Source organism: Streptomyces sp. NPDC018029 (genome assembly GCF_044327655.1).
Classification (GTDB): domain Bacteria; phylum Actinomycetota; class Actinomycetes; order Streptomycetales; family Streptomycetaceae; genus Streptomyces.
Genome location: NZ_JBIRFV010000005.1, coordinates 222,755 through 246,719 on the forward strand (window position 1 = coordinate 222,755; position 23,965 = coordinate 246,719).

Here is a 23,965-nt window from a genome sequence, read left to right on the forward strand (position 1 = left end):
TCACCCGCGGGGCTCCTGCCGTCCGGCGGGGACCCCGTCACCCGCGGGGCTCCTGCCGTCCGGCGGGGACCCCGTCACCCGCGGGGCTCCTGCCGTCCGGCGGGGACCCCGTCACCCGCGGGGCTCCTGCCGACCGGCGGGGACCCCGTCACCCGCGGGGCTCCTGCCGTCCGGCGGGGACCCCGTCACCGGCGGGGCTCCTGCCGTCCGGCGGGGACCCCGTCACCGGCGGGGCTCCTGCCACCGGCGGGGCTCCGCCGACCGGCGGGCGCCCTGCCACCGGCGGGAAACCCGTCACCGGCGGGACCCCTGCCGACCGGCGGGGCCCCGCCCCCGCGCGCCTCCCGTCGACCGGCGGGAGGCGTCAGACATTACGTACGCGCACGTACGCCAAGGAGGCGAACCTACTTTGAGTACGGGACCCGGAGCAGACTCCGCCCCCGCACCAACCACCCTCGACAAGACCGTCCGCCCCCACAAGACCTCGATGTTCAGCTCGCTGAAGATCCGCAACTACCGGCTCTTCGCGACCGGCGCGGTCGTCTCCAACACCGGCACCTGGATGGCCCGCATCACCCAGGACTGGCTGGTGCTGAGCCTCACGGGATCGTCCGCGGCCGTCGGCATCACCACGGCCATGCAGTTCCTGCCGATGCTCCTCTTCGGCCTGTACGGCGGCGTGATCGCCGACCGCTTCGCCAAGCGGAACCTGCTCTTCGTCACCCAGGGCGCGATGAGCCTCAGCGGGCTCTTCCTCGCGGCGCTGACCCTCAGCGGCCACGTCCAGGTCTGGCACGTCTACTTCGCGGCCTTCTTCACCGGCCTCGTGACCGTCGTCGACAACCCGACGCGGCAGTCCTTCGTGTCCGAGATGGTCGGCCCCGACCAGGTCCGCAACGCCGTATCGCTGAACTCCGCCAACTTCCAGTCCGCCCGCCTCGTCGGCCCCGCCGTGGCGAGTGCGCTGACGGCCGCCGTGGGACCCGGCTGGGCGTTCCTCGCCAACGGCCTGTCGTTCCTCGCGCCGCTCACCGGCCTGCTGCTGATGCGCACCTCCGAGCTGCAGCACACCCCGCGCAAGGCGCGCGGCAAGGGGCAGCTCCGTGAGGGCCTGAACTACGTCTCGAAGAACCCCGAGCTGATCTGGCCGATCGTCCTCGTCGGCTTCATCGGCACCTTCGGGTTCAATTTCCCGATCTGGATGAGCGCCTTCGCGGACGACATCTTCCACGGCGGCGTGGGGATGTACGGGCTGTTCAACACCCTGATGGCGGTCGGTTCGCTGGCCGGCGCGCTGCTCGCCGCCCGCCGCGGCACCTCGCGGCTGCGGCTGCTCGCCGGGGCGGCCGTCGCCTTCGGCGTGCTCCAGATGGCGGCCGCGTTCGCGCCCGACCTGTGGATGTTCGTCGCGCTGATCGTGCCCATCGGCATCCTCGGCCTGACGGTGAACGTCACCGCCAACTCGTCGGTCCAGATGGCCACGGACCCGGAGATGCGGGGCCGTGTCATGTCGCTGTTCATGATGGTCTTCACCGGCGGCACCCCGCTCGGCGGCCCGCTCTTCGGCTGGCTCGCCGACGCCTACGGTGTCCGGGTCAGCATGGCCATCGGCGGCCTCATCTGCGCGCTCGCCGCGATCGGCGTCGGCCTGATGCTGGGACGCGCCGCGAACCTGCGGCTGAAGGTGGACCTGCGCCGCGGCCGCCGGCACGTGCAGTTCGTGCCGAGGGAACGGGAACTGGCGACGGCGGCGTAGCCGCACGGTGTGCCGGCCCGGCCGTCGGCCCTCAGCGAGCACTTGCCCGCCGGGCCGGCTCCCGTCGCTCCCGGTGGTGTGCCGGGCCCGGTTGGGCTGGTTGTGCGGGGGCCTGGCCGGGTCGGCTTCCGTCGGTTCCGATGGTGTGCCGGGCCCAGTCGCACTCGCTGTGCGGGGACCTGGCCGGGGCGGCTCCCGGCGGGCCCCGTGCAGGGCTCGGTGGTGGTGAAGCCGCTGTTCTCGTCGTACGCGATCAAGGCGCGGCCCACACCGCGGCCCACGCAGCCACCCGCACCGGGCCCACGCAGCCACCCGCGCCGCGACCCGCGCCGCGTGGCCCACGCAACGGTTCACACCGCGGTCCGCGAGCGGTGGTGGTCGGTGGTGAGCGGGTGGCTGTAGCGCCTCCACCGGCGGCACCGATCATCGGTTCACCCCGTGCGGCCGGGAGGCTAGCGTTCCGTCCCATGAGACTCTTCGCCGCCGTCCTCCCGCCGGACTCCGCGATCGTCGAACTGGCCACAGCCGTCGGCGCGTTGCAGGAGCTGCCGGGCGGCGACGAGCTGCGCTGGACGGCGCGTGACGGCTGGCATTTCACTCTCGCCTTCATGGCGGAGGTCGACGAAGGGACGGTGCCGGACCTCACCGCCCGCCTGGAGCGGGCCGCGCACCGCACGCCGCCCTTCCCCCTTTCCCTGCGTGGCGGCGGCCACTTCGGGAACCGGGCGCTGTGGGCGGGCGCCGCGGGCGACGTGGCCGCCCTGCGGCTGCTGGCCGCGCGGGCGGACGCGGCGGCCCGCAAGGCGGGCGTCACGATGGAGGAGCAGCACCGGCACTACCGCCCGCACCTCACGGTGGCGCGCGGCCGCGGCGAGCCGGACCTCGGGCCCTACGCCGAAGCGCTCCGCTCCTTCGAGGGCGCGGCGTGGACCGTACGGGAGCTGACGCTCGTACGCAGCAATCTGCCGAGGAGTGGAGTGCCGGGGGAACGGCCCCGGTACGAGGCGGTCGGGCGCTGGATTCTGGGAGGCGGCGTCCGGGGGCCGGGCGGCGCCGGTTAACCTCGACGGTGTGGACCCGAAGACCAGAAACCGGATCATGGCCGGTGTGCTCGTACTGATGTTCGTCGTGGTGGCGGTGGCGGCCGCGCTCGGCGGTTAGCCGGCGCGGGCACCACCGCCCCTCATGGTCCGTCCTGTCCGTCCTGGCTCACCAGGCGAAGGACTCCGGCGACGGTCCGGGCCCGGGGAAGATCTCGTCCAGCGCGTCGAGGATCTCCGCGGGCAGTTCCAGCTCGACGGCGCGCAGCGCGGAGTCGAGCTGCTCCGCCGTGCGCGGGCCGACGATCGGCGCGGTGACGCCGGGCCGGGTGAGCAGCCAGGCCAGCGCGACCTCGCCGGGTTCGAGACCGTGCTTGTCGAGCAGGTCCTCGTACGCCTGGACCTGCGCGCGGACCTCCGGCTTGGCGAGCTCGGCGGCGGCGCGCCCGCCGGTGCGGCGCGAGCCCTCGCCCTCCTTCTTCAGTACGCCGCCGAGCAGCCCGCCGTGCAGCGGCGACCACGGGATGACGCCGAGGCCGTAGTCCTGGGCGGCGGGGATGACCTCCATCTCGGCGTCGCGCGAGGCGAGGTTGTAGAGGCACTGCTCGCTGACGAGGCCGTAGCTGCCGAGCCTGTGGGCGGTCTCGTTGGCCTGGGCGATCTTGTAGCCGGGGAAGTTGGAGGATCCGGCGTAGAGGATCTTGCCCTGCTGGACGAGGACGTCGACGGCCTGCCAGATCTCCTCGAACGGCGTCAGCCGGTCGATGTGGTGGAACTGGTAGAGGTCGATGTGGTCGGTCTGCAGCCGCTTGAGCGACGCGTCGACGGCGCGGCGGATGGAGAGCGCGGAGAGCCGGTCGTGGTTGGGCCAGGAGGACTCCCCGTCGGGGGCCATGTTCCCGTACACCTTGCTGGCGAGCACGACCTTGTCGCGGCGGCCGCCTCCTTGCGTGAACCAGGTGCCGAGGATCTCCTCGGTGCGGCCCTTGCCGGCGCTCTGTCCGTAGGTGTTGGCGGTGTCGAAGAAGTTGACGCCCGCGTCGAGCGCGGCGTCCATGAGCGTGTGGCTGTCGGGTTCGTTGGTGAGCGGCCCGAAGTTCATGGTGCCGAGCGTGAGCCGGCTGACCTTGAGCCCTGTGCGTCCCAGTTGCGTGTACCTCATGGGGTCATAGCCAACGGGGTGGAGTGGGCTCCAGGCAAGGGGGGCTCGGTCAGTCGCGGGGGAAACCGTCGGTCTTGAGGATGAGGTCGACGACGGTGCCGGACAGGTCGATCTCCTCGCCGAAGTCGGACTTCGACTCGGTGCGGTACTCGCCGTCCTTGGGATCGGTGTACACGTGGCATCGGCCTTGGTACGGGTCGGCGACGAGGTAGACGGGGACGCCGGCTTCGGCGTAGGCGGCCTTCTTCGGGCCGTAGTCGTTCATTCCGGTGCCTCGGGAGATGACCTCGGCGATGAACTCCACGTCTTGGTGACGCCAGCGGCCGTGCCCGTCCTTCTTGGCCGTCTCGCGCAGCTTTGCCACGTCCGGGCAGAAGCCGTTGTCGAGGCCCGGAAAGTCGATGCGCACGTCGGACGTCACCCGGACGTCCATTCCGAACTGGTCCTCCAGTGCCCGCACGATCCTGCGGATGATCTGCCAGTGAGTGTCCCGCTGCGGCACCATGGAAACGGCCCCCTCGACAACTTCTGCCTTGATTCCCTCGGGGGTCATCCGCTCGAGCAGCTCGAACCATCGGTCCAAGTCCCACTCGACGTCGTCTTCGGCCATGGCGATCCTGTCGGTCTCTACGACGGTCATCGTGGCGCTCCTCCCCGACCGCTCCCGGTCGAGTGCGGTCGCGCGGTACAACGATACGCACGGAGCCGAGGTCACGTCCGGTCACGAGCCGCCGAGCCAGCCCGCCGCGTCGAGGCGGAACGCGTCCGGGGGAACGACCGTGCGAAGGTCTGACTCCAGCTCGCCGAGTCGCCGGGTCCCGAGGGCCTGCGCCCACTCCGCCCGCAGCTCGTCGAAGACCGCCGCCGAGCGGCGCAGCGCGTCGATGCCGTGCGGGGTGAGACGGACGAGTTTGCGGCGGGCGTCGGCGGGGTCGTCGGTGCGGGCGGCGTAGCCGAGGGCGATGAGGCGGTCGACCGTCTTGCCCGCCGCCTGCTTGGAGACGCCGAGCCGCCGCCCGACCTCGCTGGCGGTGGCGCCGTCCGCCCCGATGGCCTGCATCGCGAACCCGTGCGCGGGGCGGATGTCGGGGTGGCCCTGGCGGGCGAGTTCGGCGTGCAGGCGGTCGATGAGGGTGCGGAAGCCGGCGAAGAGGAGCAGGGGCAGCTCATATCCCTTGCCCGAACCGTCAACCTGGTTTACCTTCGTCTTGTCGTCAACCATGTTGTCCATTTTAGGGCCGGGCAGGCCCGCAGGGGGTACGGGATGTTCACCGCGCACACACTGGAAACCGCACCGTCCGCATCACGCGCCGCGATGGAGCGCACCGCCGCCGCCTTCGGTCAGGTGCCGGACGCGGTCGCCCGCCTCGCCGAGTCGCCCGAACTCCTCAACGGCTTCCTGGAGATGACGGCGGCCTTCGACCGGACGACCCTCGACCCCATCGCCCGCGAGGTCGTCATCATGACGGTCGCGACGCGCAACGACTGCCACGTCTGTGTTGCTCTGCACGCCGGCAAGCTGCGCAAGCTGGGCGCGTCGACCGAGCTGGTCGCGGCCCTCCGCGAGGAGCGGGCGCTGTCCGACGAACGCCTCGAAGCGGTACGCCGGTTCACGCTCACCGTCCTCGCCACGGCGGGCGGGGTCGACGACGCCGCCCTGAAGGAGTTCTTCGCCCACGGCTACACCGAGCGCAACGCCCTCGAAGTCGTCATGGGCATCGGCACGTACACGATGTCGACGCTGGCGAACCGGCTGACGCGGGCGGTGTGAGCGCGTCAGTCCGCCTCGCCGCGGCGCCCCAGGAAGGCGGTCCAGGTGGCGGGGGATATCCGGAGGGTGGGGCCGGTGGGGTTCAGCTTTGAGTCGCGGATGTGGATGGTGGTGGGCGTTGCGGCTACCTCTACGCATTCGTTGCCCTGATCGCCGCTGTATGTGGACTTTGTCCAGGTGAGGGCTACCTCCAGGCATTCGCCTTCGTCGGTGCTGTAGCTGCTCTTGAACCAACTGAGGTCCGTGCTCATAGATCCTGGGCCACCTGTCCGATCAGCTTTGCGGACTCCTCGGGGGTCAGAGCCTGCGCTCGCAGAATGCCATATCGCCCGAACAGGTCTGCCAGGTCCGGCTGTTCGCTGACAAAGTAGCCACCCTTGTGTCCTTCGATGTAGGCGAGCTGGCGGCGTTCCGCTGTCTCCAGGAGGATCCGGGGACCCGCCAGCCCGGCATGGGTCTCCCGGTCGTGCAGCATGACTTGAATCTCGACGTGGCGAAGTCGGCCCACGTCGAGGATGTGGTGCAGCTGTTCCTTGAGGACCGAGGGGCCACCCAGGGGGCGGGTCAGTGCACTCTGTTCCACCACGAACCCCAGGTTCGGTGGTGGCTTGCGATGGATGAGCTGCTGGCGCTTAAGTCGGGCTTCAACCTGCTTCTCGACCTCGTCGTCGTCCAGTGAGGGAAAGCAACTGCTGTTGTAGACCGCCTGCGCGTATGCCCTGGTCTGGAGCAGTCCGGGGATTACATGGCTCTGGTACGAGTGAATGGACGACGCATTCCTCTCCTCAGCCAGATAGTCCTCGGTCCACGGCCGCAGCCCACTGCCCCCGAACTCCTTCTCCGCGAGCAGCGTCAGTGCACCCTGTGCACCCAGCACCTCATCAGCGATCTCGACCAACTTGCCCTTGGGCGGTCGCTCCCCGCGCTCCACCATCGCCACCTGCGACTTGGAGTACTGGACATGCGCGCCCAGCGCCTCAAGGGTGAGCCCGGCTCGCTCGCGGTAGAACCGCAACAGTGCGCCGAACGTCTCCGAACCTCGTTCACCGGAGTGCACAACGTCCTCCCCAAGTGCACAGCGCAGCACGCCACCTGCGAATCCCTGGTCACAGTATGTGAGCGCCCGACAGCATTTGCTGCATGAACTCGGAAACGTCATCACTCAGGGTCCACGACTGGATCCCGGCGACGGGCCACGCCCTGCGGCACGCGGGCATTCACTTCGACGCGGTACGGATCGAGGGCGCGCTCGGCGCGCAGGCAGCGTACGAGCTGCAGCAGTTCACGGACTTCCGCGCGGGACCGGTCGTCCGCGAGGCGACGGGCGCGCGCTACTTCTACTTCCTGCTGCCCCCGCTGGAAGCGGCCACGTACGACTGGCCGGCAGGGGCCCGTGCGCTGAGCCGGAACGCGGGGGCCCTCGCGTTCGTGGGCGTGCCCGCGCTGGACGGCTACACATGGCCCCTGGACTGGCAGTCACGGCCGACGGCCAGGGTCCCGTACGTGGACGGGCGGTTGCTGAGGGAGGCGGTGCGGCGCGCCGAGCGGTGAGGAGGTTCCTACGCGGAGCGCGCGGCGAGGCTCCGCGACCTGTACCGGCCCGGCGTCGTGCCGAACGTACGCGTGAAGGCGTGGGAGAGGGCGTACGGGGAGCTGTAGCCGACCTGGCGGGCCACCGTGTCCAGGGGCGCCGTCGAGTCGCGCAGGAGCGTGGCCGCGCGGCACATGCGCCACCAGGTGAGGTACGCCATGGGCGCGCGGCCCACGAGGGACGTGAAGCGGCGGGCGAGCGTGGCGCGGGAGACGCCCGTGCGGGACGCCAACTCCTCGTTGCTCCACGGCGCTTCGGGTGCCTCGTGGAGCAGGCGCAGGGCCCGGGCGACCACCGGGTCGCCGAGCGCGGCGGGCCAGCGGGCCATGGAGTGGGAGTCGGCCTGGGACGACTCCAGCCAGGCGCGCACCATGTAGACGAGGAGCAGGTCGAGGAGGCCCGCCACGGCCACGTCGCCGCCGCAGCGGGAGGCGCCCGCCTCCCTGCCGAGCAGGTCGATCGCGGCCTGCAGCTCGGGATGGCGGCCGGCCCTGCGGGGCAGGTGGACGATGTCGGGGATCTCCTCCAGGAGCGGGTGCGCGTGGCCGCGGTCCAGGTGGTACTTGCCGCAGAGCATCTCGACCGCGGGCCCGGGGGAGCCGTCGGGTGCCTGGTCGTGCGTCACGGGCAGGGCGTGCTTTTCCAGCCAGAGGTCGAAGGGCGTCGCCCGCGCCGCCGCGGCCGCGTCGATGGGCGAGTCCGCGAGGAGGTGTCCGGAGCCGCGTGGCAGCAGCACCACGTCGCCCGCCGCGAGCGCGAACGGGGCGCCGCCGTCGTCCGGCAGCAGCCAGCAGCTCCCCTCCAGGAGCACGCGGAAGCCGAGGCCGTCGTACGAGGGAATCCTGGCGCACCACGAGCCGGACGCCCTGATCCGGTTGGAGACCGGCTGTCCGATCCGGGCCGCCGAGATCGCGTCGCTGACCAGGTCCATGGCGGGAGTGTAGTGCCACGACCCGACGCGTGAGACGTATGCGTATCCGGATGAGGCGGGCGGGCATTGAGGCGCTCGTATCGCCCTCCATACGTTGGGTCCATGAACGAACTCAGTGCGCAGAAGGTCGTGTTGGGCGACGTCGAGGTGAGCCGCGTCGTCGAAGTGGCGAGGTTCCCGCTCGCGGCGGAGGTCATCGCCCCCGAGGTGCCCGACGAGGTGTGGCGCGGCAACGAGGAGTGGCTGACGCCCGACCACTGGGATCCGGGCAGTGGTGACGCCCTCGCGGTCATACAGACGTGGGTGCTCAGGAGCGAGGGCGGGACCGTCCTCGTCGACACGGGCATCGGCAACGGCAGGGAGCGGCCCGGCGTGCCCGCCTTCGAGGGCCTCGACACGGACTACCTGGACCGGCTCGCCGCCGCGGGTGTGCGGCCCGAGGACGTCGACGTCGTCGTCAACACGCACCTGCACGGCGATCACATCGGATGGAACACGCGGAACGAGGGCGGGAGTTGGGTGCCCACCTTTCCCAACGCCAGCTATCTGATCCCTGCCGCCGACCACGCCTTCTACGGGCCCGCCCGCGGGGACGCCGTCCGCGTCGACCACCGGTACGGCTTCGCGGACAGCGTCGCCCCCGTCGTGGACGCCGGCCAGGCCGTGCTGTGGGAGGGCACGCACCGCATCGACTCCCACCTCACCCTGGAGTCCGCGCCCGGCCACACCCCCGGCTCGTCCGTGCTGCGGCTGAAGTCCGGCACCGACCGCGCCGTCTTCGTCGGCGACCTCCTCCACGTGCCGGTGCAGATCCTCGAACCGTGCTGCAGCAGCGCCTTCTGCGAGGACCCGAAAGAGGCGGCCGCGTCCCGCGTGCGGGTCCTCGGCCGGGCCGCCGACGAGGGCGAGCTGGTGGTTCCGGCGCACTTCGCCGGGCCCGGCGCCGTGGAAGTGCGCCGCGAGGGGGAGAAGTTCGCGATCAGCCGGTGGGTGTGACGGGGTGAGCCGGTGGTGGGTGTGACGGGGTCAGCCGGTGGGTGTGACGGGGTCAGCCGGTGGCGGGTGTGGACAGCCGCTCGGCGGCGTAGGGGCCGCCGATCCCCCACGCCTGCGCCATCGCGTCCCCGAACGCCGCCGCCAGCTTGTGCTCGCCGCTCGCGTTCGGGTGCGTGCCGTCGTACGTGTCGAGCCGGATGTCGTACGAGCGTGGGGGTGAGGCCAGGAGCAGGGGGGAAGCGGGGGTGTCCAGGTCCGCCACCGTCTTCGCGAGGAGTTCGTTGAAGCGGGACACCTCCTCCGCGAACGGCGCGTCCGAGGCCGCGCGGACGTTCGGGATCACGGGGAGCAGGACCATCCTGACGTGCGGGTTCGCCGAGCGGGCCGCCGTGATGAAGGCGCGGACGTTCTCCGTCGTCTGTTCCGCGTTCGTGTAGAAGCCGAGGTCTATGAGGCCGAGGGAGACGAGGAGGACGTCGGCGGGGTCGCGGTGCAGGGCTTCGGCTATCTGCGGGGCCATGTGCAGCCAGCCCTCGCCCCAGCCCGCGAGGTGGTGGCGCGGGAAGTCGGGGGACGGGTCGGCGTAGTCGTACGAGAGGGGTTCTCCCGCCGCCTTGTCGTAGAGGGCGGTGCGCGGGCCGACCACGGCGAAGCCTTCGGGGCCGAGGGTGGCGCACAGGTGCTGCCACATCCGGTGGCGCCAGGTGTGTTCCCCGGCGCTTCCGATGGTCATCGAGTCGCCGACGAACATGAACCTGAGCATCCGGACATCATCCCGGATCACGGCCCGCGCCTGCGATGTGAGGCTGCGCACTCCGCTCCGGAGCGCGGATGGCACTCTTGGGCGCATGCGTTCGCTTCGGGCTGTTCCGTCTGTCCTCGCCGCCACCGCTGCCGGTGCCGTGCTGGTCTTCGCCACGGCCGTGTCCGCCGTGCCCGCCGCGGCCGACGACCACGACGGGTTCACCATCAAGGACCCGCGGATCGTCGAGTCCAGCGGTCTCGCCGCGTCCCGCGCCCACCCGGGCGTCTACTGGACGCACAACGACCAGGACAAGGGCGCCTTCCTCTACGCGGTCGACTCGAAGACGGGGAAGACCGTCGCCACCGTGACCATGACCGGCGTGGGCGCCCCGCGCGACGTCGAGGCGATCTCGGTCGGCGGCGACGGGAACATCTACGTCGGCGACATCGGCGACAACCTCAACGGCACCTGGCCGAACGTCTGGGTCTACAAGCTGCCCGAGCCGAAGCAGCTGAAGGACCAGACGGTCCGCGCCACGCAGTACGTCGTGAAGTACGCCGACGGCGCGCGGGACGCGGAGGCGCTGATGGTGCACCCTAAGACCGGGCGGATCTACATCGTCAGCAAGAACGAGGACGGCGGCGGACTCTACGAGGGCCCGGAGCGGATGTCCGCCTCGGGCACGAACGTCTTCAAGCGGGTGTCCGAGATCGATCTCTGGGTGACCGACGGCGCCTTCTCGCCCGACGGCGAACAGCTCGCGCTGCGCGGGTACTTCGGCGGCATCTGGTACGCGTGGCAGGGCGAAGGGAAGAAGCCGCAGCGCAAGGGTCGGCTGAGCGTGCCGCTCCAGCGGCAGGGCGAGTCCGTCACCTACACGCCCGACGGGACCACGCTGATGTACGGCACCGAGGGCGAGCAGAGCGACGTCGAGCCGGTCGAGGCGCCGGGCGGGTCGGGCAACGGGTCCGGCGGCTCGTCGTCGGGCGGCGGCGGTGCCGACGGTGACGGGGGCGGGGACTCCGGGATCGACGGCAACGTCAAGACGGGTGCCATCGTCCTCGGGGCCGTCCTGCTCGCCGTGTTCGGGCTGAAGCGGCTTGGCCGGCGCGGAGGCAGGTAGCGGCCCGCCCCGGGGTCACTTCCGGGCGCGGCTGGCCACCAACACGTCCAAGCCGTCGAGCAGGCGCTGCAGGCCGAACTCGAAGTGGTCGAAGTCCGGGCCGAAGGAGTCCTCGGAGAGGCCCGCGAGGGTCGGGTAGCGGCCGCTCGTCATGACGCGTTCGAGGACCGGGGTCTGCGCCTCCCAGAACGCCTGGTCCGACAGGCCCGTGTTCTTCGTCGCCTCCACCTCGTGCACCTGGGTGCGGGCGATCCCGGTGACGTACCCCTCCGTCATCACGATCACGCCGATCAGTTCGGGGTCGGTCAGGCCCATCGGCTTGATCCGGGACAGGGTGCGGTCCAGGCCGCCGACGGCGCCGGGGCCGAGCACCGGGCGGGCCTGGTTGACCTGGAGCAGCCAGGGGTGGCGGCGGTAGAGGACCAGGGTCTCCCGCGCGTACTGCTCGACGCCCTCGCGCCAGGTGCCGGTCCAGGGGGCCGCGCCCTCGGGTTCCTCGGGCGGCGCGTACACGCGGTCCAGCATCAGGTCGACGAGCTCGCTCTTGCCGCGCACGTACCGGTACAGGGACATCGTGCCGGTGCCGAGCTCCGTGGACAGGCGGCGCATCGAGACCGCCGAGAGGCCTTCCGCGTCCGCGAGGCGCACCGCCTCGGTGACGATCCGGTCCAGCGTGAGGCCCGGCTTGGGCCCCCGGGTCGGGCGGCCGCCCTCACCCCAGAGCAGCTCCAGGCTGCGGGCGATGTCGTCACCGGTGCGCCGGTCGTCGCCGCCGCCGCTGCCGTTCGTGCTCGTCATGGCCCTCACCCTAATCGCAGGCCGGGAAATTGAGTACGGCGTACGCGCGAAACTGAGTACGGTGTACTCTCTATTGGGTACGGCGTACTCAGATGGCGGAGAAGGGGCAGTCCATGAACGGGAACGGCTACGCGGTACGAGCCGAAGGGCTCCAGAAGCGGTACGGGGAGAAACGCGCCCTGGACGGCTTCGACCTGCACGTCGAGCAGGGCACGGTGCACGGACTCCTCGGACCCAACGGCGCGGGCAAGACCACCGCCGTCCGGATCCTCTCCACCCTCGTCCGGCTCGACGGCGGCCGCGCCGAGGTGGCCGGCGCCGACGTGGTCCGCGACCCCGCCCTGGTCCGCGGCCGCATCGGCCTCACCGGGCAGTACGCGGCGGTCGACGAGATCCTCACCGGGCGGCAGAACCTGGAGATGTTCGGCCGACTCTTCCACCTGGGCGGCAGGCGGGCCCGGCAGCGCGCCGACGAACTCCTGGCACAGTTCCACCTCCAGGACGCGGCGGAGAAGGGCGCAGGTCAGTACAGCGGCGGCATGCGGCGCAGGCTCGACCTCGCCGCCTCGATGATCCTCGCGCCCGCCGTCCTCTTCCTGGACGAGCCGACCACCGGACTCGACCCGCGCAGCCGCCTCGAAGTGTGGGACACCGTCAGGGACCTGGTCGCACGCGGCACCACCGTGCTGCTCACCACCCAGTACCTCGAAGAGGCCGACCGGCTCGCCTCCCGCATCACCGTCATCGACCGGGGCCGGGCCATCGCCGACGACACCCCCGACGGCCTGAAGAACACGGTCGGCGGCAGCCACCTCGACGTCGTGGTCCGCGACACCGCCGACCTGCCCGCCGCGGTGAAGGCCGTCGCCCGCGTCTGCGACGGCGAGCCGCTCACCGTCGACGTGGAGCGCCGCGTGCAGGCCGCCGTGACCGACCGGGTCGGCGCGCTGACCGAGGTGGCGCGGAACCTGCGCGACGAGGGCATCGACGTCGAGGACATCGGCCTGCGCAGGCCCAGCCTCGACGACGTGTTCCTGCGCCTGACGGGACAGACATCCCTGACGGGACAGACATCCGAGAAGGACGACGAGAAAGCGGAGGCCGCGGCATGAGCGTCGCCCTCACCACCGGCACCTCGCAGGCGGCGCACGGACGCCTCTTCTGGGCCCTCTCCGACTGCTGGAACGTCACCCGCCGCTACCTCACGCACTTCCTGCGCCAGCCCGTCACCATCGCCTGGCAGCTGGGCTTCCCCATCATCAGCGTGCTGCTGTACGGCTTCGTCTTCGGCGAGGCGATGAAGGTGCCGGGCGGCGGCGAGGACGGCGACTACAAGCAGTTCCTGATGCCCGGCATGTTCGTGATGACCATGGCCTTCGGCTTCATGAACACCGCGATGGGCGTCGTCACGGACTCGACGAAGGGCGTCATCGACCGCTTCCGCTCGATGCCGATGGCCCCCTCGGCGGTGGCGTCGGGGCGCGGCCTCGCCGACCTCATCGTGGCCTGCGCCGAGCTGACCATCCTCGCGCTGACCGCGCTCGCCATCGGCTGGCGCTCCAGCGCGGGCGTGCCCGACACGCTGCTCGCCTTCGGGCTGCTGCTGTTCCTGCGGTTCAGCCTGATCTGGGTGGGCGTCTTCCTCGGCCTCGTCGTGCCGACCCCCGAGGCGGCGGGCGGCCTCTACGCGGTGGCCTTCCCGCTCACGATGATCTCCAGCGTCTTCGTGGCACCGTCCCTGATGCCGGACTGGCTGGCACCGGTCGCCGCGTGGAACCCCGTCTCGTCGACGGGTACGGCTACCCGGGAGCTCTTCGGCAACCCGGGCGCGGGCGGCGCGAGTTGGGTGGAGCAACACGCGGTGTTGATGGCCGTGGTGTGGCCAATCGTGATCTCACTGGTGTTCTTGCCGCTGGCGGTACGAAGGTTCAGGCGACTGAGCCGTTAGGTACCGGGGGCGCCCCTTCAGGGGCGCGGGGAACTGCGCGACCAGCCACGACGAACCCGCAGCCGGCCGCGCAGCGAAACGTCAGAGGCGCTCGATCACATAGTCGATGCACTTGGTCAGCGCCTCGACATCCGCCGGGTCGATCGCCGGGAACATAGCGACGCGCAGCTGGTTGCGGCCCAGCTTGCGGTACGGCTCCGTGTCCACGATGCCGTTGGCGCGCAGCACCTTGGCGACAGCACCCGCGTCGACCTCGTCGGAGAAGTCGATCGTGCCGATGACCTGCGACCGCTTCGCCGCATCCGTGACGAACGGCGTCGCGTACTTGGACTCCTCGGCCCACCCGTACAGCGTCCGCGAGGACGCGGCCGTACGGCCGGTCGTGAAGTCGAGACCACCCTGCGAGTTCATCCAGTCCAGCTGCTCGGCGAGCAGGAACAGCGTGGCGAGCGCCGGGGTGTTGTACGTCTGGTTCTTGCGGGAGTTGTCGATCGCGGTGGGGAGCGAGAAGAACTCCGGGACGTGGCGGCCCGACGCGTGGATCCGCTCGGCGCGCTCGATCGCCGCCGGGGAGAACACGCCGATCCACAGGCCGCCGTCCGATGCGAAGGACTTCTGCGGGGCGAAGTAGTAGACGTCCGTCTCGGCGATGTCGACCGGGAGGCCGCCCGCGCCGGACGTGGCGTCCACGAGGACGAGGGAGCCGGAGTCGGCGCCCGCGACGCGCTTGACGGGCGCCGCGACGCCGGTCGAGGTCTCGTTGTGCGTGAAGGCGTAGACGTCGACGCCCGCCTCCGCCTTCGGGTCGGGGTGCGTGCCCGGGTCGCTGGCGATCACGGTCGGCTCGGCCAGCCACGGGGCGAGCTTCGCCGCCTTCGCGAACTTGGAGGAGAACTCGCCGAAGTTGAGGTGCTGCGACTTGTTCTCGATCAGGCCGTGCGTCGCCACGTCCCAGAACGCGGTGGAGCCGCCGTTGCCGAGGATCACCTCGTACCCCTCGGGGAGGGAGAAGAGGTCCTTGACGCCCTCGCGCACGCGGCCGACCAGGTTCTTGACCGGGGCCTGGCGGTGGGAGGTTCCGAGGAGGGAGGTGCCGGTGGCGGCCAGGGCGTCCAGCGCCTCCGTACGCACCTTGGAGGGGCCCGCGCCGAAACGGCCGTCGGCGGGCTTCATGTCAGCGGGAATCTGGATCTCAGCCACGACGCGAGCCTAGCGGTTCCTGGCCCCTGGGCCTCGACCAGTCCGGCGACTGAGATCGCACCTCGGGGCTCCGCCCCGGCCCCCGCTCCTCAAACGCCGGAGAGGCTACCCCCTCGCGCTCCGCGCTCGTCCTCAATCGCCGGACAGGCTCAAATCCCCGCGCCCGGCCCCGCTCCATGAACGCCGGAGGGGCTGAAACGACCCAACACAACCGGCAGCTCGTACAAATCGTTCTGCGTCACCACCGGCTTGTTGCGGAGGGATGTGTGCGGGACCGCCAGGGTCAGGTCGGGGAAGCGGGCGTACAGGGCAGGGAGGGCGACGCCCGCCTCCAGGCGGGAGAGCGCCGCGCCGGGGCACACGTGTGGGCCGTGGCCGAAGGAGATGTGGCGGGTGGGGGACGTGCGGGTGATGTCGAAGGTGCCCGCCGTGGGCCCGTGCGCCTGCTCGTCCCTGCCTATCGCGCCGTAGGAGACGATCAGCGCGTCACCCGCACGGATCACCTTGTCGCCGACGGGGACGTCCTCCGCCGCGAAGCGGATCAGGACGTGCGAGGTCGGGGTGGCGTAGCGCAGGGTCTCCTCGATCACCGCGTCCCAGCCGACCTGCCCGGACAGGACCAGGGCGAGCTGGTCGGGGTGGGCGGAGAGGTTGACGACGGCGTTGACGATGAGGGAGATCGTCGTCTCGTGGCCGGCCGCGACCATCAGTTGCAGGGTGGAGACGATCTCGGCGTCCGTGAGGTGGTCGCCGTTCTCGGAGGCCTGGATCAGCGCGCTCGTCAGGTCGTCGCCGGGCTCCGCGCGGCGGGCCGCGACGACCTTGGCCATCATCCCGGCGAGTTCGCCGAGCGTCGCGACGACCTCCTCGGGGGGCGTCTGCGTGGAGAAGAACTTGTCGAAGAGGACCTTCAGGCGGGGGTGGTCCGCCTCGTCGATGCCCATCAGGTCGCTGATGACGTACATGGGGAGGGGGTAGGCAAACTCCGCCTTCAGGTCGACGGCCCGCCCGTCCGTGGGGAGGCCGGCCAGCAGGCCCTCCGTCAGTTCCTCGATGCGGCCGCGCATGTGCTCCACGCGGCGCGGCGTCAGCGCCTGCGCGACCAGCGTGCGCAGCCTGCGGTGCTCCTCGCCGTCGACCGTCAGCATGGAGCGGCCGGGGTTGGCGAGGCCGATCAGCGGCCAGTCGGCGGGGATCTCGCCGCGCCGCCAGGCGCCCCAGACCTCGATGTCCTTCACCAGGCGCCTGTCGGTGAGCAGCTGCCGCGCCTCGGCGTGGTGCGTGACCGCCCACACCGGCACGCCCCCCGGCAGCTCCGCCTCCGCGAGCGGGCCCGCCGCCCGCAGCCGTGCGCTCTCGCCGTCGAGGTCGGTGACGAACGGGTCCAGGGCGATGCGCGTCATCTGGAGTCTCCAAACGCTGAGGTCGGGGTCGGGGTGAAGCTCACCGGCAGTTCGGTCAGGCCGCGCAGCCACGGCGAAGGGCGGCGGGTCAGGGAAGCGGCCGGGACCGCGAGGTCGAGGTCGGGCAGGCGGTCGAGGAGGACCTCGATGCCGGTCCGCGCGATGACCTCGGCGACCTCCTGGGCCGGGAAGGGGCAGCGGTGCTCGCCGTGGCCGAAGGAGAAGTGGGCGCTGTTGCCGCCGGTCAGGGCGGAGCCGTCGGTGCGGACCTGCGGGTCGGAGTTGGCGGCGGCGAGACCGAGGAGGAGCAGGTCGCCCGCGTTGATGCGGCGGCCGCCGAGCTGGGTGTCGCGGGAGGCCCAGCGGCCCGCGACGTTCTGCGTCGGGGTGTCCTCCCACAGGACCTCGTTCATGGCCTCGGCGACGCTGTGCCGGCCGCCGAACAGGGAGGCGGCGAAGCGGTCGTCGGTGAGCATGAGGCGCAGCGAGTTGCCGATCCAGTCGGCGGACGGCTGGTGGCCGGCGGCCATCATCACCATGAGGTCCTGGGCGATCTCCTCGTCGGTGAAGTCCGCGCCCTCCTCGGTGAGCTGGGCCTCGATCATGTACGAGGCGACGTCCTGGTCCGGCTTCGCGTGCTTGTCGGCGATGAGCCGCATCATGGAGCCCGCCAGGTGCTGCTGGCCCGCGAGGGCCCGCTCGCGGCCGTCGATCATGTCGTTCATGGCGGTGACGAGGCCGGGGCCCTGCTCGTCCGGGAAGCCGTAGATGCGGGCGAGGACGCGGACCGGGAGCAGCATCGCGTACTCGGAGATGATGTCCGTGGTGCCCTTGCCGCAGAAGCGGTCGATCAGCTCGTCCGCGAACGTCTCGGCGTGCGCCTTGAGTTCGAAGGGGTCGATCGCTTCGAGGGCGTGCGAGATCACCGCGGCGCGCCGGGTGTGGCGCTCGCCGACGGTGTAGAGGATCGACGGCTGCTTGTGGCCGATCATGGGGAGCAGCGGCCAGTCGGCGGGGACGTTCGGCCACTGGTTCCACAGCTCGGAGTCGCGGCTGTAGAGCAGCGGGTCGCCGGTGACCTGGTGCAGTTCGCGGTAGCCGAGCACCAGCCAGGCCGGTATGCCGCCGTCGAGGAGCACGGGGGCGACGGGGCCGTGGTCGCGCCGCATCTCCCGGTACAGCTGGGCGGGTTCGGTGGCGAACCGCGGGCCGGAGAGCGGGACGGGGCCGGGGGCGGCGCCCTGTCCGGCGCCGGTCACGGGGCAGGTCACTGGGCGGTCTCCCGGTGCGTGTGCGGCTGGTCGGCGCGCTGGGCGGCGTACAGCGTCTGGAGGTGTTCGACGAGGGTGATCAGCACGTCCTTGCCGGACTGCCGGGACCGTGCGTCGCAGTCGATGAGCGGCACCCCGGGGTCGAGGTCGAGCGCCTCGCGCAGCTGCTCGGTGGTGTGCGCGGGGCCGCCGAAGTCGTTGCGGGCCACGATGAACGGCGTGCCGTGGCGCTCCAGGCGGTCGATCGCGTACCAGGAGTCCTCCAGGCGGCGGGTGTCGACGAGGACGACCGCGCCGAGCGTGCCGGCGAAGAGGCGGTCCCACAGGAACCAGAAGCGTTCCTGGCCGGGGGCGCCGAAGAGGTAGAGGACGTTGTGCGCGTCGAGTGTGATGCGGCCGAAGTCGAAGGCGACGGTCGTGGATGTCTTGGCGCGCAGCCCTTCGAGGCCGCCCGTCTCGTCGATGCCCCGCCCGGCCTGCGTCATCGTCTCCTCGGTGTTGAGGGGACGGATCTCGCTGACGGAGCGGACCAGGGTCGTCTTGCCGACGCCGAAGCCGCCGACCACGACGATCTTCAGGCCGTTGTCGGCGGTGGCGGTCAGCTCGGTGCGGGCGGGCCCGGCCGCCGGGGCGGTCCCGGCGGCGCTGCGTTCAGAGGTTGCGGAGTCCAACGAGCACCTGCTCCAGGAGGTCGGAATCGGGAAGGCTGTGGGCGGGGCCCGAACGCGGGTGGCGGGCGCTGATCCGGCCCGCGTCGAGCAGGTCGGACAGCAGGATGCGCGTGATGCTCACCGGCAGGCGGAGCTCGGCGGCGATCTCCACGACCGCGGTGGGCAGCGCGCACATCCGCAGGATCGCGGCGTGCTCGGACTGCATGCCGGGGACCGGCGCGGACTCGGCGACGACGAGGGTCACCAGGTCGAAGGGCGCGTCGGGCGCCGACCGGCTGCGACCCCCGGTGAGGGTGTACAGCCGGTCGGGGGAGTCGTCCCGGCCGGGGCGGCTCATGACGCGGGCCGGCCGCGGGGGGCGTCCTCCGCGCGGGGCGCGGCGCGCAGGTGCTCGCCGAGCTGCTCGACCAGTTCGCTCATGGTGTGGCCGACGAGACCCGCGTCGGCGTCCTCGGCGGCGATGACGGCGAGGTGCGCGCCTTCGCCGGCCTCGACGATGAAGAGGATGCCGCCGTAGAACTCGGCCATCGCCGAGCGGACCCCGCCGGTGCCGTCGCCGAACTCGGCGGACGCACCGTGCGACAGGGACTGGATGCCGGCGGCTATCGCGGCGAGCTGGTCGGCCTGGTCCACGGAGAGCTCGGGGGTGCGGCACAGCTTCAGGCCGTCACGGGAGAGTACGAGGGCGTGGCGGGCGCCGGGGGTGCGCTCCAGGAGCCCTTCGAGCAGCCAGGTCAGCTTGGCGTCGGTGGTGCTGCCGGGGGAGGTGCCGGTGGTGCCGGTGGTCATCGGGGGGTGTCGCCTTCCGGGTGCTGGGGGATTGCGGGGGCGTCCGTGGCTTCCGGGGGAGCCGGGGGAGTGGCGGCCTCGGCCGGAGTGGTGCGGACGGCCTGACGGAAGCTGCTGAAGCGGTCGGCGGTGCTCGCGGCGCCGGGGGCGCGGGGCCTGCGCGTCTCCCCGGTGTCACTGTCGGCCCGGGCCCGCTCGGCAGCGGCGAGCGTACGACCGCGGGGCCGCTTGGGGAGGGGCACTTCGGCGGCCTGCGCGGGGGCGGGGGCGGACTCGGGCGCGGCTGACTGGTGGGTGGGCACGGGGTCCGGGTCGACGCGGTCGAGGGGGGCTTCGAGGGCGTGGGTGTCCGGGGTGGCCTCTGCGACTGGGCTGGACTCCGTGGCCGCTGCGCCTGCGAGTGGCGGGAGTTCGGACCGCGTCCGCGAGGGGAGTTCGGCCGGGGTCTTCGCCGGAAGAGCGGCGGGTACCGGTGCCGTCGGCTCCGAGGGGCGGGAGAGCAGCTCCTGCGGTATGAGCAGGAGTACGCCTGTGCCGCCGCGGGCCGACGGGCGGAACGACACCGTGAGCCCGTGCTTGCGGGCCAGCCTGCCGACCACCGCGAGGCCGAGCCGGGTGCCGGAGAGACCGCTGAGGCCCGTCGTCTCGCCGGAGACGGCGCGCTCGGCGCGGCGCTGCTGCACGGGGCCCATCACCAGGCCGCTGTCCTCGACGGAGACGATGACGCCGGCCGCGACCTCCTCGATGTAGACGTGCACTTCGGAGGTGGGCGGCGAGAAGTTCGCCGCGTTGTCCAGGATTTCGGCGAGGGCGTGCATGACGCCCTCGGCGGCGTGGCCGGCGACGGCGACCTCGCTCGCCGAGTGGACGCGCACGCGCTGGTAGGCGCCGATGCGGCCCATCGCGCCGCGCAGGATCGACTCCATGACGATGGGCCGGGACCAGCGGCGGCCCGAACGGGCGCCGGTGAGCACCGCCACGGAGTCGGCGATGCGGCCCGCCTGCGCGGTCCTGTGGTCGAGGTGGAGGAGGTCGGTGAGGACGTCCTCGTCGGCGTGCCTGCCCTCCATCTCGCGCAGGTCGGCGAGCATGCCGGTGGCCAGGGCCTGCATGCGTCCCGCGGCGTTGGCGCAGGCGGCGAGGGCGGCGGCCCGCTCGGACTCGGCGGTGCGGGCCCGCATGGTCAGTTCGTTCCGCTCCCGGGCGAAGTACTCGGTGAGCGCGGTGCGTTCGCGGGTGAACTCCGCCGTGCGGGCGGCCTGTTCATGGACGAGCCGTTCCGCGTCCTGCCGCGCGGCGGCCACGCGGCGGCGCAGCAGGGCGGCGGCGCGGAAGAAGTGGAAGGCGAGCGTCACGGCGACGCTCAGCGCGAGGGAGGCGGCGCCGGCGCCCCACGCCAGGGAGGTCCGCACGGAGCCGGGCGCGACGGCCACGGCGGCTCCGGTGAGGGCCGCGGTGGTCAGGGCGCAGGCCAGCAGGACGAGCGCGGCCGGGCGCAGCGGGGGCTTTTCCGCCGTTCCTGTCTCCGCTCGAGCAGGGGAGGCCCCACTCGTCCCGGGGCGCGCGAGGGGGGTTTGCGCGGTCATCAATCGGGGTCCTCGATCGGAAGCGACACACTCTGCTCAAGTCGGGATCACTATAGGAGAGTTAGAGACCGGCTTGGGAACCTTCCCGTCCGGATCGTGCGAAATCGGGTGGGGCGGGGTGGCCGCGGGAGGCCTCCGCGGGGGCATCCTGTTCGACATGAGCGATCTCGACGCGGACGCCGACGGCCCGACGGGGAACCGGGGAGACCAGGAGCGGGCGGCCCCGGCGCGGGGAGGCCCGGACGGCCTCGGGCGGGAGCTGCGCGCCGCCGTGCGCGGGGACGTCGACCTCTCCGTCACCGCGCGGGCCCTGCACACCATGGACGCCTCCAACTACCGCCGGGTGCCCACCGCGGTGGTGGCCCCGCGCGACGCCGACGACGTCGCCGCGGTCCTCGCGGTCTGCCGCGAGCGGAACGTGCCGGTCGTGCCGCGCGGCGCCGGCACCTCCATCGCCGGGCAGGCCACGGGGACCGGCGTCGTCCTCGACTTCACCCGCCACATGAACCGCGTCGTCGCCCTCGACCCGGAGCACCGCACGGCCGTGGTGCAGCCGGGCGTCGTCCTGGACGACCTGCGCGCCGCCGCGGCCCCGCACGGCCTGACCTTCGGCCCCGACCCCTCCACCCACAGCCGCTGCACCCTCGGCGGAATGATCGGCAACAACTCCTGCGGCTCCCACTCGGTGGCCTGGGGCACGACCGCCGACAACGTCTCCGCCCTCTCCGTGGTCGACGGCGCGGGCGTCCTCCGTAACCTCGCAACAGGATGGGACAGCGCCCCCGCGGGCCTGCGCGCGCTCGTGGACGGCGACTTGGCGCTCCTGCGCACCGGCTTCGCCGACCTGCCGCGCCGCATCTCCGGCTACGCCCTGGACGCGCTGCTCCCCGAACGCGGCCCGGACCTGGCGCGCGCCTTCTGCGGTTCGGAGGGCACGCTCGGCGTCGTCACCGAAGCGGTCGTACGCCTCGTCGATGCGCCCCGCGCGCGTGCGCTCGCCGTGCTCGGTTACGCCGACGAGAGCGCGGCCGCCGAGGCCGCGGCCGGACTCCTGCCGCACGGGCCGCTGACCGTCGAGGGCATGGCCGCCGACCTCGTACGCGGAGCCGCCCGGGAGAGCGGGCTGCCCAAGGGCGGCGCCTGGCTCTTCGTGGAGACCGGCGGCGACAGCCCGGCCGAGGCACGCGCGCGTGCCGTCACGATCGTGCGGGCGGCCGCCCCCGACACCGTGGACGCCGTGGTCGTCGACGACCCGGCGGGGCAACGGGCGCTGTGGCGGGTGCGCGAGGACGCCAGCGGGACGGCCACCCGCATGCCGGACGGGTCCGAGGCCTGGCCCGGCTGGGAGGACTGCGCGGTGCCGCCCGCCCGACTCGGCGCCTACCTGCGGGACTTCAGGGCCCTGCTCGGCGAACACGGGCTGCGCGGCACGCCGTACGGGCACTTCGGGGACGGCTGCATTCACGTACGCATCGACTTCGACCTGCTCAGCACCGAAGGCGTGGCCCGCTTCCGCCGCTTCTCCGAGGACCTCGCCGACGTGGTCGTCGCCCACGGCGGCTCGCTCTCCGGCGAACACGGCGACGGACAGGCCCGCGCGGAGCTCCTGCCGAAGATGTACGGCCCCGGACTCATCCGCCTCTTCGAACGCGTCAAGGACCTCTGGGACCCCGCCGGCCTGCTCAACCCAGGCATGCTGGTGCGGCCCGCGCCCCTCGACGCCGACCTGCGGTTCGCACCCCTGCCCCGCGAACCCGTCGACGTCGTCTTCGGCTACCCGCAGGACGGCGGCGACTTCTCGGCGGCGGTCAGGCGGTGCGTCGGCGTGGCCAAGTGCCGTACCGCGTCACCGGCCTCGCCCACCGGCGTGATGTGCCCGTCCTTCCGTGCCACCGGCGAGGAGGAGCACTCCACGCGCGGCCGCGCCCGCCTCCTGCACGAGATGCTCGCCGGTGAGGTGGTGACGGACGGCTGGCGCTCCACGGAGGTCAGGGACGCCCTCGACCTCTGCCTCTCCTGCAAGGGCTGCCGCTCGGACTGCCCGGTGGGCGTCGACATGGCCACGTACAAGGCGGAGTTCCTCCACCACCACTACGAGGGCCGCCGCAGACCCGCCGCCCACTACACGATGGGCCGACTCCCCCGCTGGCTCCGCGCCGTCGCGACGACCCGCACGGCCCGGCTCGTCAACACGCTCTCCCGCGTCACCCCGCTGGCCGCACTCGCCAAGCGCCTGGGCGGCATCACCCCGGAGCGGCCACTCCCTCGGGTGGCGCCGCGAACGTTCCGGCAGTGGTGGGGGAGCAGGGAGAGGAGTCGGGCGCGGGGCGGGGGGCAGTCGCGCGGCGGGAGCCGGGCGCGGGGCGCGGAGGCGGCCGACGTCGTGCTGTGGCCCGATACCTTCACCGAGCATCTCTCGCCGTCCGTGGGGCAGGCCGCGGTGGCGGTTCTGGAGGATGCGGGGCTCCGCGTCGCCGTGCCGCCGCGTGGCGTGTGCTGCGGCCTGACGTACGTCTCCACCGGTCAGCTCGACCGCGCCCGTGCCGTCCTGCGCGCCACCCTCGACCGCATGGAGCCGCTCCTGGACGCCGGCACCCCGGTCGTCGTCCTGGAGCCGAGCTGCGCCGCCGCGCTGAAGTCGGACCTGCCCGAGCTCCTCGGCGACGACCCCCGCGCCCCACGGCTCGCCGCCGCGGTCCGCACCTTCGCGCAGGCCGTCGAGGAACTGGCCCCGCAGTGGCAGCCCCCGGTCCTCGGCCGCCCCGTCGCCGGCCAGACCCACTGCCACCAGCACGCCATCCTGGGCGACGCGGCGGAACGGCGCCTGCGGGCGAAGGCGGGCCTGACGGGCGAACTGAGCGGCGGCTGCTGCGGACTCGCGGGGAACTTCGGTTTCGAGCGCGGCCATTACGACGTGTCGAAGGCCTGCGCCGAGGAACAGCTGCTGCCCTCGGTGGCAGAGGCGGAGGTAGACGGGGACGCGGTGATTCTGGCCGACGGCTTCTCCTGCCGTACCCAGCTGGACCAGCTCGCGGGGGTGCGGGGGCGGCATCTGGCGGAGGTGCTCGCGGAGGGACTGCGCCACGTCGGCGCCGGGAGCGAGGACCGGGAGCGGGGCTCCGGGGGTGAGCACCACGAGCGGGGCTCCGGGGGCGGGTGAGCGCCAGGCAGGTGCCGGGAGGCG

The 23,965-nt window shown here is 72.2% G+C and carries 24 protein-coding genes; 9 read left to right on the forward strand and 15 right to left on the reverse strand.

Annotated elements, in window-relative coordinates; all coding sequences use genetic code 11:
* Window positions 1-409: 409 nt before the first annotated feature.
* On the forward strand, window positions 410-1,756 hold the full coding sequence (locus ACH4D5_RS17320; protein ID WP_398303017.1) for an MFS transporter: 1,347 nt from the start codon (window positions 410-412) through the stop codon (window positions 1,754-1,756).
* A gap of 467 nt (window positions 1,757-2,223) precedes the next feature.
* Complete coding sequence (gene thpR / locus ACH4D5_RS17325) at window positions 2,224-2,817, forward strand: RNA 2',3'-cyclic phosphodiesterase (protein ID WP_398303019.1); 594 nt, start codon at window positions 2,224-2,226, stop codon at window positions 2,815-2,817.
* A gap of 148 nt (window positions 2,818-2,965) precedes the next feature.
* On the opposite strand, the gene ACH4D5_RS17330 is transcribed toward thpR, so the two are convergent.
* The 3 genes from ACH4D5_RS17330 to ACH4D5_RS17340 all read right to left on the reverse strand — a co-directional run bounded on the left by ACH4D5_RS17330 (window position 2,966) and on the right by ACH4D5_RS17340 (window position 5,180).
* A complete protein-coding gene (locus tag ACH4D5_RS17330; RefSeq protein WP_398303021.1) occupies window positions 2,966-3,958 on the reverse strand; it encodes an aldo/keto reductase in 993 nt (330 codons plus the stop codon).
* Between the two features lie 49 nt (window positions 3,959-4,007).
* The gene (locus ACH4D5_RS17335; protein WP_398303023.1) at window positions 4,008-4,598 is read right to left on the reverse strand and encodes a Uma2 family endonuclease; all 591 of its coding nucleotides are present in this window, start codon (window positions 4,596-4,598) and stop codon (window positions 4,008-4,010) included.
* 81 nt (window positions 4,599-4,679) lie between these two features.
* A complete protein-coding gene (locus tag ACH4D5_RS17340; protein WP_398303025.1) occupies window positions 4,680-5,180 on the reverse strand; it encodes a MarR family winged helix-turn-helix transcriptional regulator in 501 nt (166 codons plus the stop codon).
* A gap of 42 nt (window positions 5,181-5,222) precedes the next feature.
* Between ACH4D5_RS17340 and ACH4D5_RS17345 the strand changes: the two genes are divergently transcribed.
* Window positions 5,223-5,729, forward strand: coding sequence for a carboxymuconolactone decarboxylase family protein (locus ACH4D5_RS17345; protein ID WP_398303027.1), 507 nt, complete (start codon window positions 5,223-5,225; stop codon window positions 5,727-5,729).
* 5 nt (window positions 5,730-5,734) lie between these two features.
* Here the strand turns inward: ACH4D5_RS17345 and ACH4D5_RS17350 are convergent, their stop codons facing one another.
* Window positions 5,735-5,980, reverse strand: a complete 246-nt coding sequence (locus ACH4D5_RS17350; RefSeq protein ID WP_398303029.1) for a DUF397 domain-containing protein — start codon at window positions 5,978-5,980, stop codon at window positions 5,735-5,737.
* Window positions 5,977-6,786, reverse strand: a complete 810-nt coding sequence (locus ACH4D5_RS17355; RefSeq protein WP_398303031.1) for a helix-turn-helix domain-containing protein — start codon at window positions 6,784-6,786, stop codon at window positions 5,977-5,979. Before ACH4D5_RS17355 ends, ACH4D5_RS17350 begins: the two co-directional genes overlap by 4 nt.
* 83 nt (window positions 6,787-6,869) lie before the next feature.
* Between ACH4D5_RS17355 and ACH4D5_RS17360 the strand changes: the two genes are divergently transcribed.
* A complete protein-coding gene (locus ACH4D5_RS17360; protein ID WP_398303032.1) occupies window positions 6,870-7,280 on the forward strand; it encodes a hypothetical protein in 411 nt (136 codons plus the stop codon).
* An 8-nt stretch (window positions 7,281-7,288) separates the two neighbouring features.
* On the opposite strand, the gene ACH4D5_RS17365 is transcribed toward ACH4D5_RS17360, so the two are convergent.
* Window positions 7,289-8,251 (reverse strand): cupin domain-containing protein, encoded by a 963-nt coding sequence (locus tag ACH4D5_RS17365; protein WP_398303033.1) that lies wholly within the window; start codon window positions 8,249-8,251, stop codon window positions 7,289-7,291.
* A 102-nt stretch (window positions 8,252-8,353) separates the two neighbouring features.
* On the opposite strand from ACH4D5_RS17365, the gene ACH4D5_RS17370 reads away from it, so the two are divergent.
* Window positions 8,354-9,247: an MBL fold metallo-hydrolase gene (locus ACH4D5_RS17370; protein WP_398303034.1), complete on the forward strand. Its 894-nt coding sequence runs from the start codon at window positions 8,354-8,356 to the stop codon at window positions 9,245-9,247.
* 52 nt (window positions 9,248-9,299) lie between these two features.
* Here ACH4D5_RS17370 and ACH4D5_RS17375 read toward each other — a convergent pair whose 3' ends face one another.
* Window positions 9,300-10,010 carry an SGNH/GDSL hydrolase family protein gene (locus tag ACH4D5_RS17375; protein WP_398303036.1) on the reverse strand — a complete coding sequence of 237 codons (711 nt, stop codon included), beginning with the start codon at window positions 10,008-10,010 and terminating at the stop codon, window positions 9,300-9,302.
* An 85-nt stretch (window positions 10,011-10,095) separates the two neighbouring features.
* Here ACH4D5_RS17375 and ACH4D5_RS17380 point away from each other — a divergent pair, with 85 nt between their 5' ends.
* Window positions 10,096-11,115, forward strand: coding sequence for a WD40 repeat domain-containing protein (locus tag ACH4D5_RS17380; protein ID WP_398303038.1), 1,020 nt, complete (start codon window positions 10,096-10,098; stop codon window positions 11,113-11,115).
* Window positions 11,116-11,130: 15 nt separating this feature from the next.
* On the opposite strand, the gene ACH4D5_RS17385 is transcribed toward ACH4D5_RS17380, so the two are convergent.
* The gene (locus tag ACH4D5_RS17385) at window positions 11,131-11,913 is read right to left on the reverse strand and encodes a TetR/AcrR family transcriptional regulator (RefSeq protein ID WP_398303040.1); all 783 of its coding nucleotides are present in this window, start codon (window positions 11,911-11,913) and stop codon (window positions 11,131-11,133) included.
* Window positions 11,914-12,026: 113 nt separating this feature from the next.
* On the opposite strand from ACH4D5_RS17385, the gene ACH4D5_RS17390 reads away from it, so the two are divergent.
* Both ACH4D5_RS17390 and ACH4D5_RS17395 read left to right on the forward strand, forming a co-directional pair.
* On the forward strand, window positions 12,027-13,025 hold the full coding sequence (locus tag ACH4D5_RS17390) for an ATP-binding cassette domain-containing protein (RefSeq protein WP_398303042.1): 999 nt from the start codon (window positions 12,027-12,029) through the stop codon (window positions 13,023-13,025).
* Entirely contained in the window at window positions 13,022-13,861 is an 840-nt protein-coding gene (locus ACH4D5_RS17395; protein WP_398303044.1) for an ABC transporter permease, read from the forward strand. Before ACH4D5_RS17390 ends, ACH4D5_RS17395 begins: the two co-directional genes overlap by 4 nt.
* Window positions 13,862-13,942: 81 nt before the next feature.
* Here the strand turns inward: ACH4D5_RS17395 and serC are convergent, their stop codons facing one another.
* From serC to ACH4D5_RS17430, 7 genes are all read right to left on the reverse strand, one after another.
* A complete protein-coding gene (serC, locus tag ACH4D5_RS17400; protein WP_398303046.1) occupies window positions 13,943-15,061 on the reverse strand; it encodes a phosphoserine transaminase in 1,119 nt (372 codons plus the stop codon).
* Window positions 15,062-15,210: 149 nt separating this feature from the next.
* The gene (locus tag ACH4D5_RS17405; protein WP_398303048.1) at window positions 15,211-16,464 is read right to left on the reverse strand and encodes a cytochrome P450; all 1,254 of its coding nucleotides are present in this window, start codon (window positions 16,462-16,464) and stop codon (window positions 15,211-15,213) included.
* A complete protein-coding gene (locus ACH4D5_RS17410; protein WP_398303050.1) occupies window positions 16,461-17,735 on the reverse strand; it encodes a cytochrome P450 in 1,275 nt (424 codons plus the stop codon). Before ACH4D5_RS17410 ends, ACH4D5_RS17405 begins: the two co-directional genes overlap by 4 nt.
* The gene (locus ACH4D5_RS17415; protein ID WP_398303052.1) at window positions 17,732-18,406 is read right to left on the reverse strand and encodes a GTP-binding protein; all 675 of its coding nucleotides are present in this window, start codon (window positions 18,404-18,406) and stop codon (window positions 17,732-17,734) included. The genes ACH4D5_RS17410 and ACH4D5_RS17415 overlap by 4 nt, the downstream gene beginning before the upstream one ends.
* Window positions 18,387-18,743: a DUF742 domain-containing protein gene (locus ACH4D5_RS17420; protein WP_398303054.1), complete on the reverse strand. Its 357-nt coding sequence runs from the start codon at window positions 18,741-18,743 to the stop codon at window positions 18,387-18,389. The genes ACH4D5_RS17415 and ACH4D5_RS17420 overlap by 20 nt, the downstream gene beginning before the upstream one ends.
* Window positions 18,740-19,195 carry a roadblock/LC7 domain-containing protein gene (locus ACH4D5_RS17425; protein ID WP_398303056.1) on the reverse strand — a complete coding sequence of 152 codons (456 nt, stop codon included), beginning with the start codon at window positions 19,193-19,195 and terminating at the stop codon, window positions 18,740-18,742. The genes ACH4D5_RS17420 and ACH4D5_RS17425 overlap by 4 nt, the downstream gene beginning before the upstream one ends.
* Window positions 19,192-20,781 (reverse strand): ATP-binding protein, encoded by a 1,590-nt coding sequence (locus ACH4D5_RS17430; protein WP_398303058.1) that lies wholly within the window; start codon window positions 20,779-20,781, stop codon window positions 19,192-19,194. Before ACH4D5_RS17430 ends, ACH4D5_RS17425 begins: the two co-directional genes overlap by 4 nt.
* 157 nt (window positions 20,782-20,938) lie before the next feature.
* Here ACH4D5_RS17430 and ACH4D5_RS17435 point away from each other — a divergent pair, with 157 nt between their 5' ends.
* A complete protein-coding gene (locus tag ACH4D5_RS17435; protein ID WP_398303060.1) occupies window positions 20,939-23,941 on the forward strand; it encodes an FAD-binding and (Fe-S)-binding domain-containing protein in 3,003 nt (1,000 codons plus the stop codon).
* Window positions 23,942-23,965: the final 24 nt, after the last annotated feature.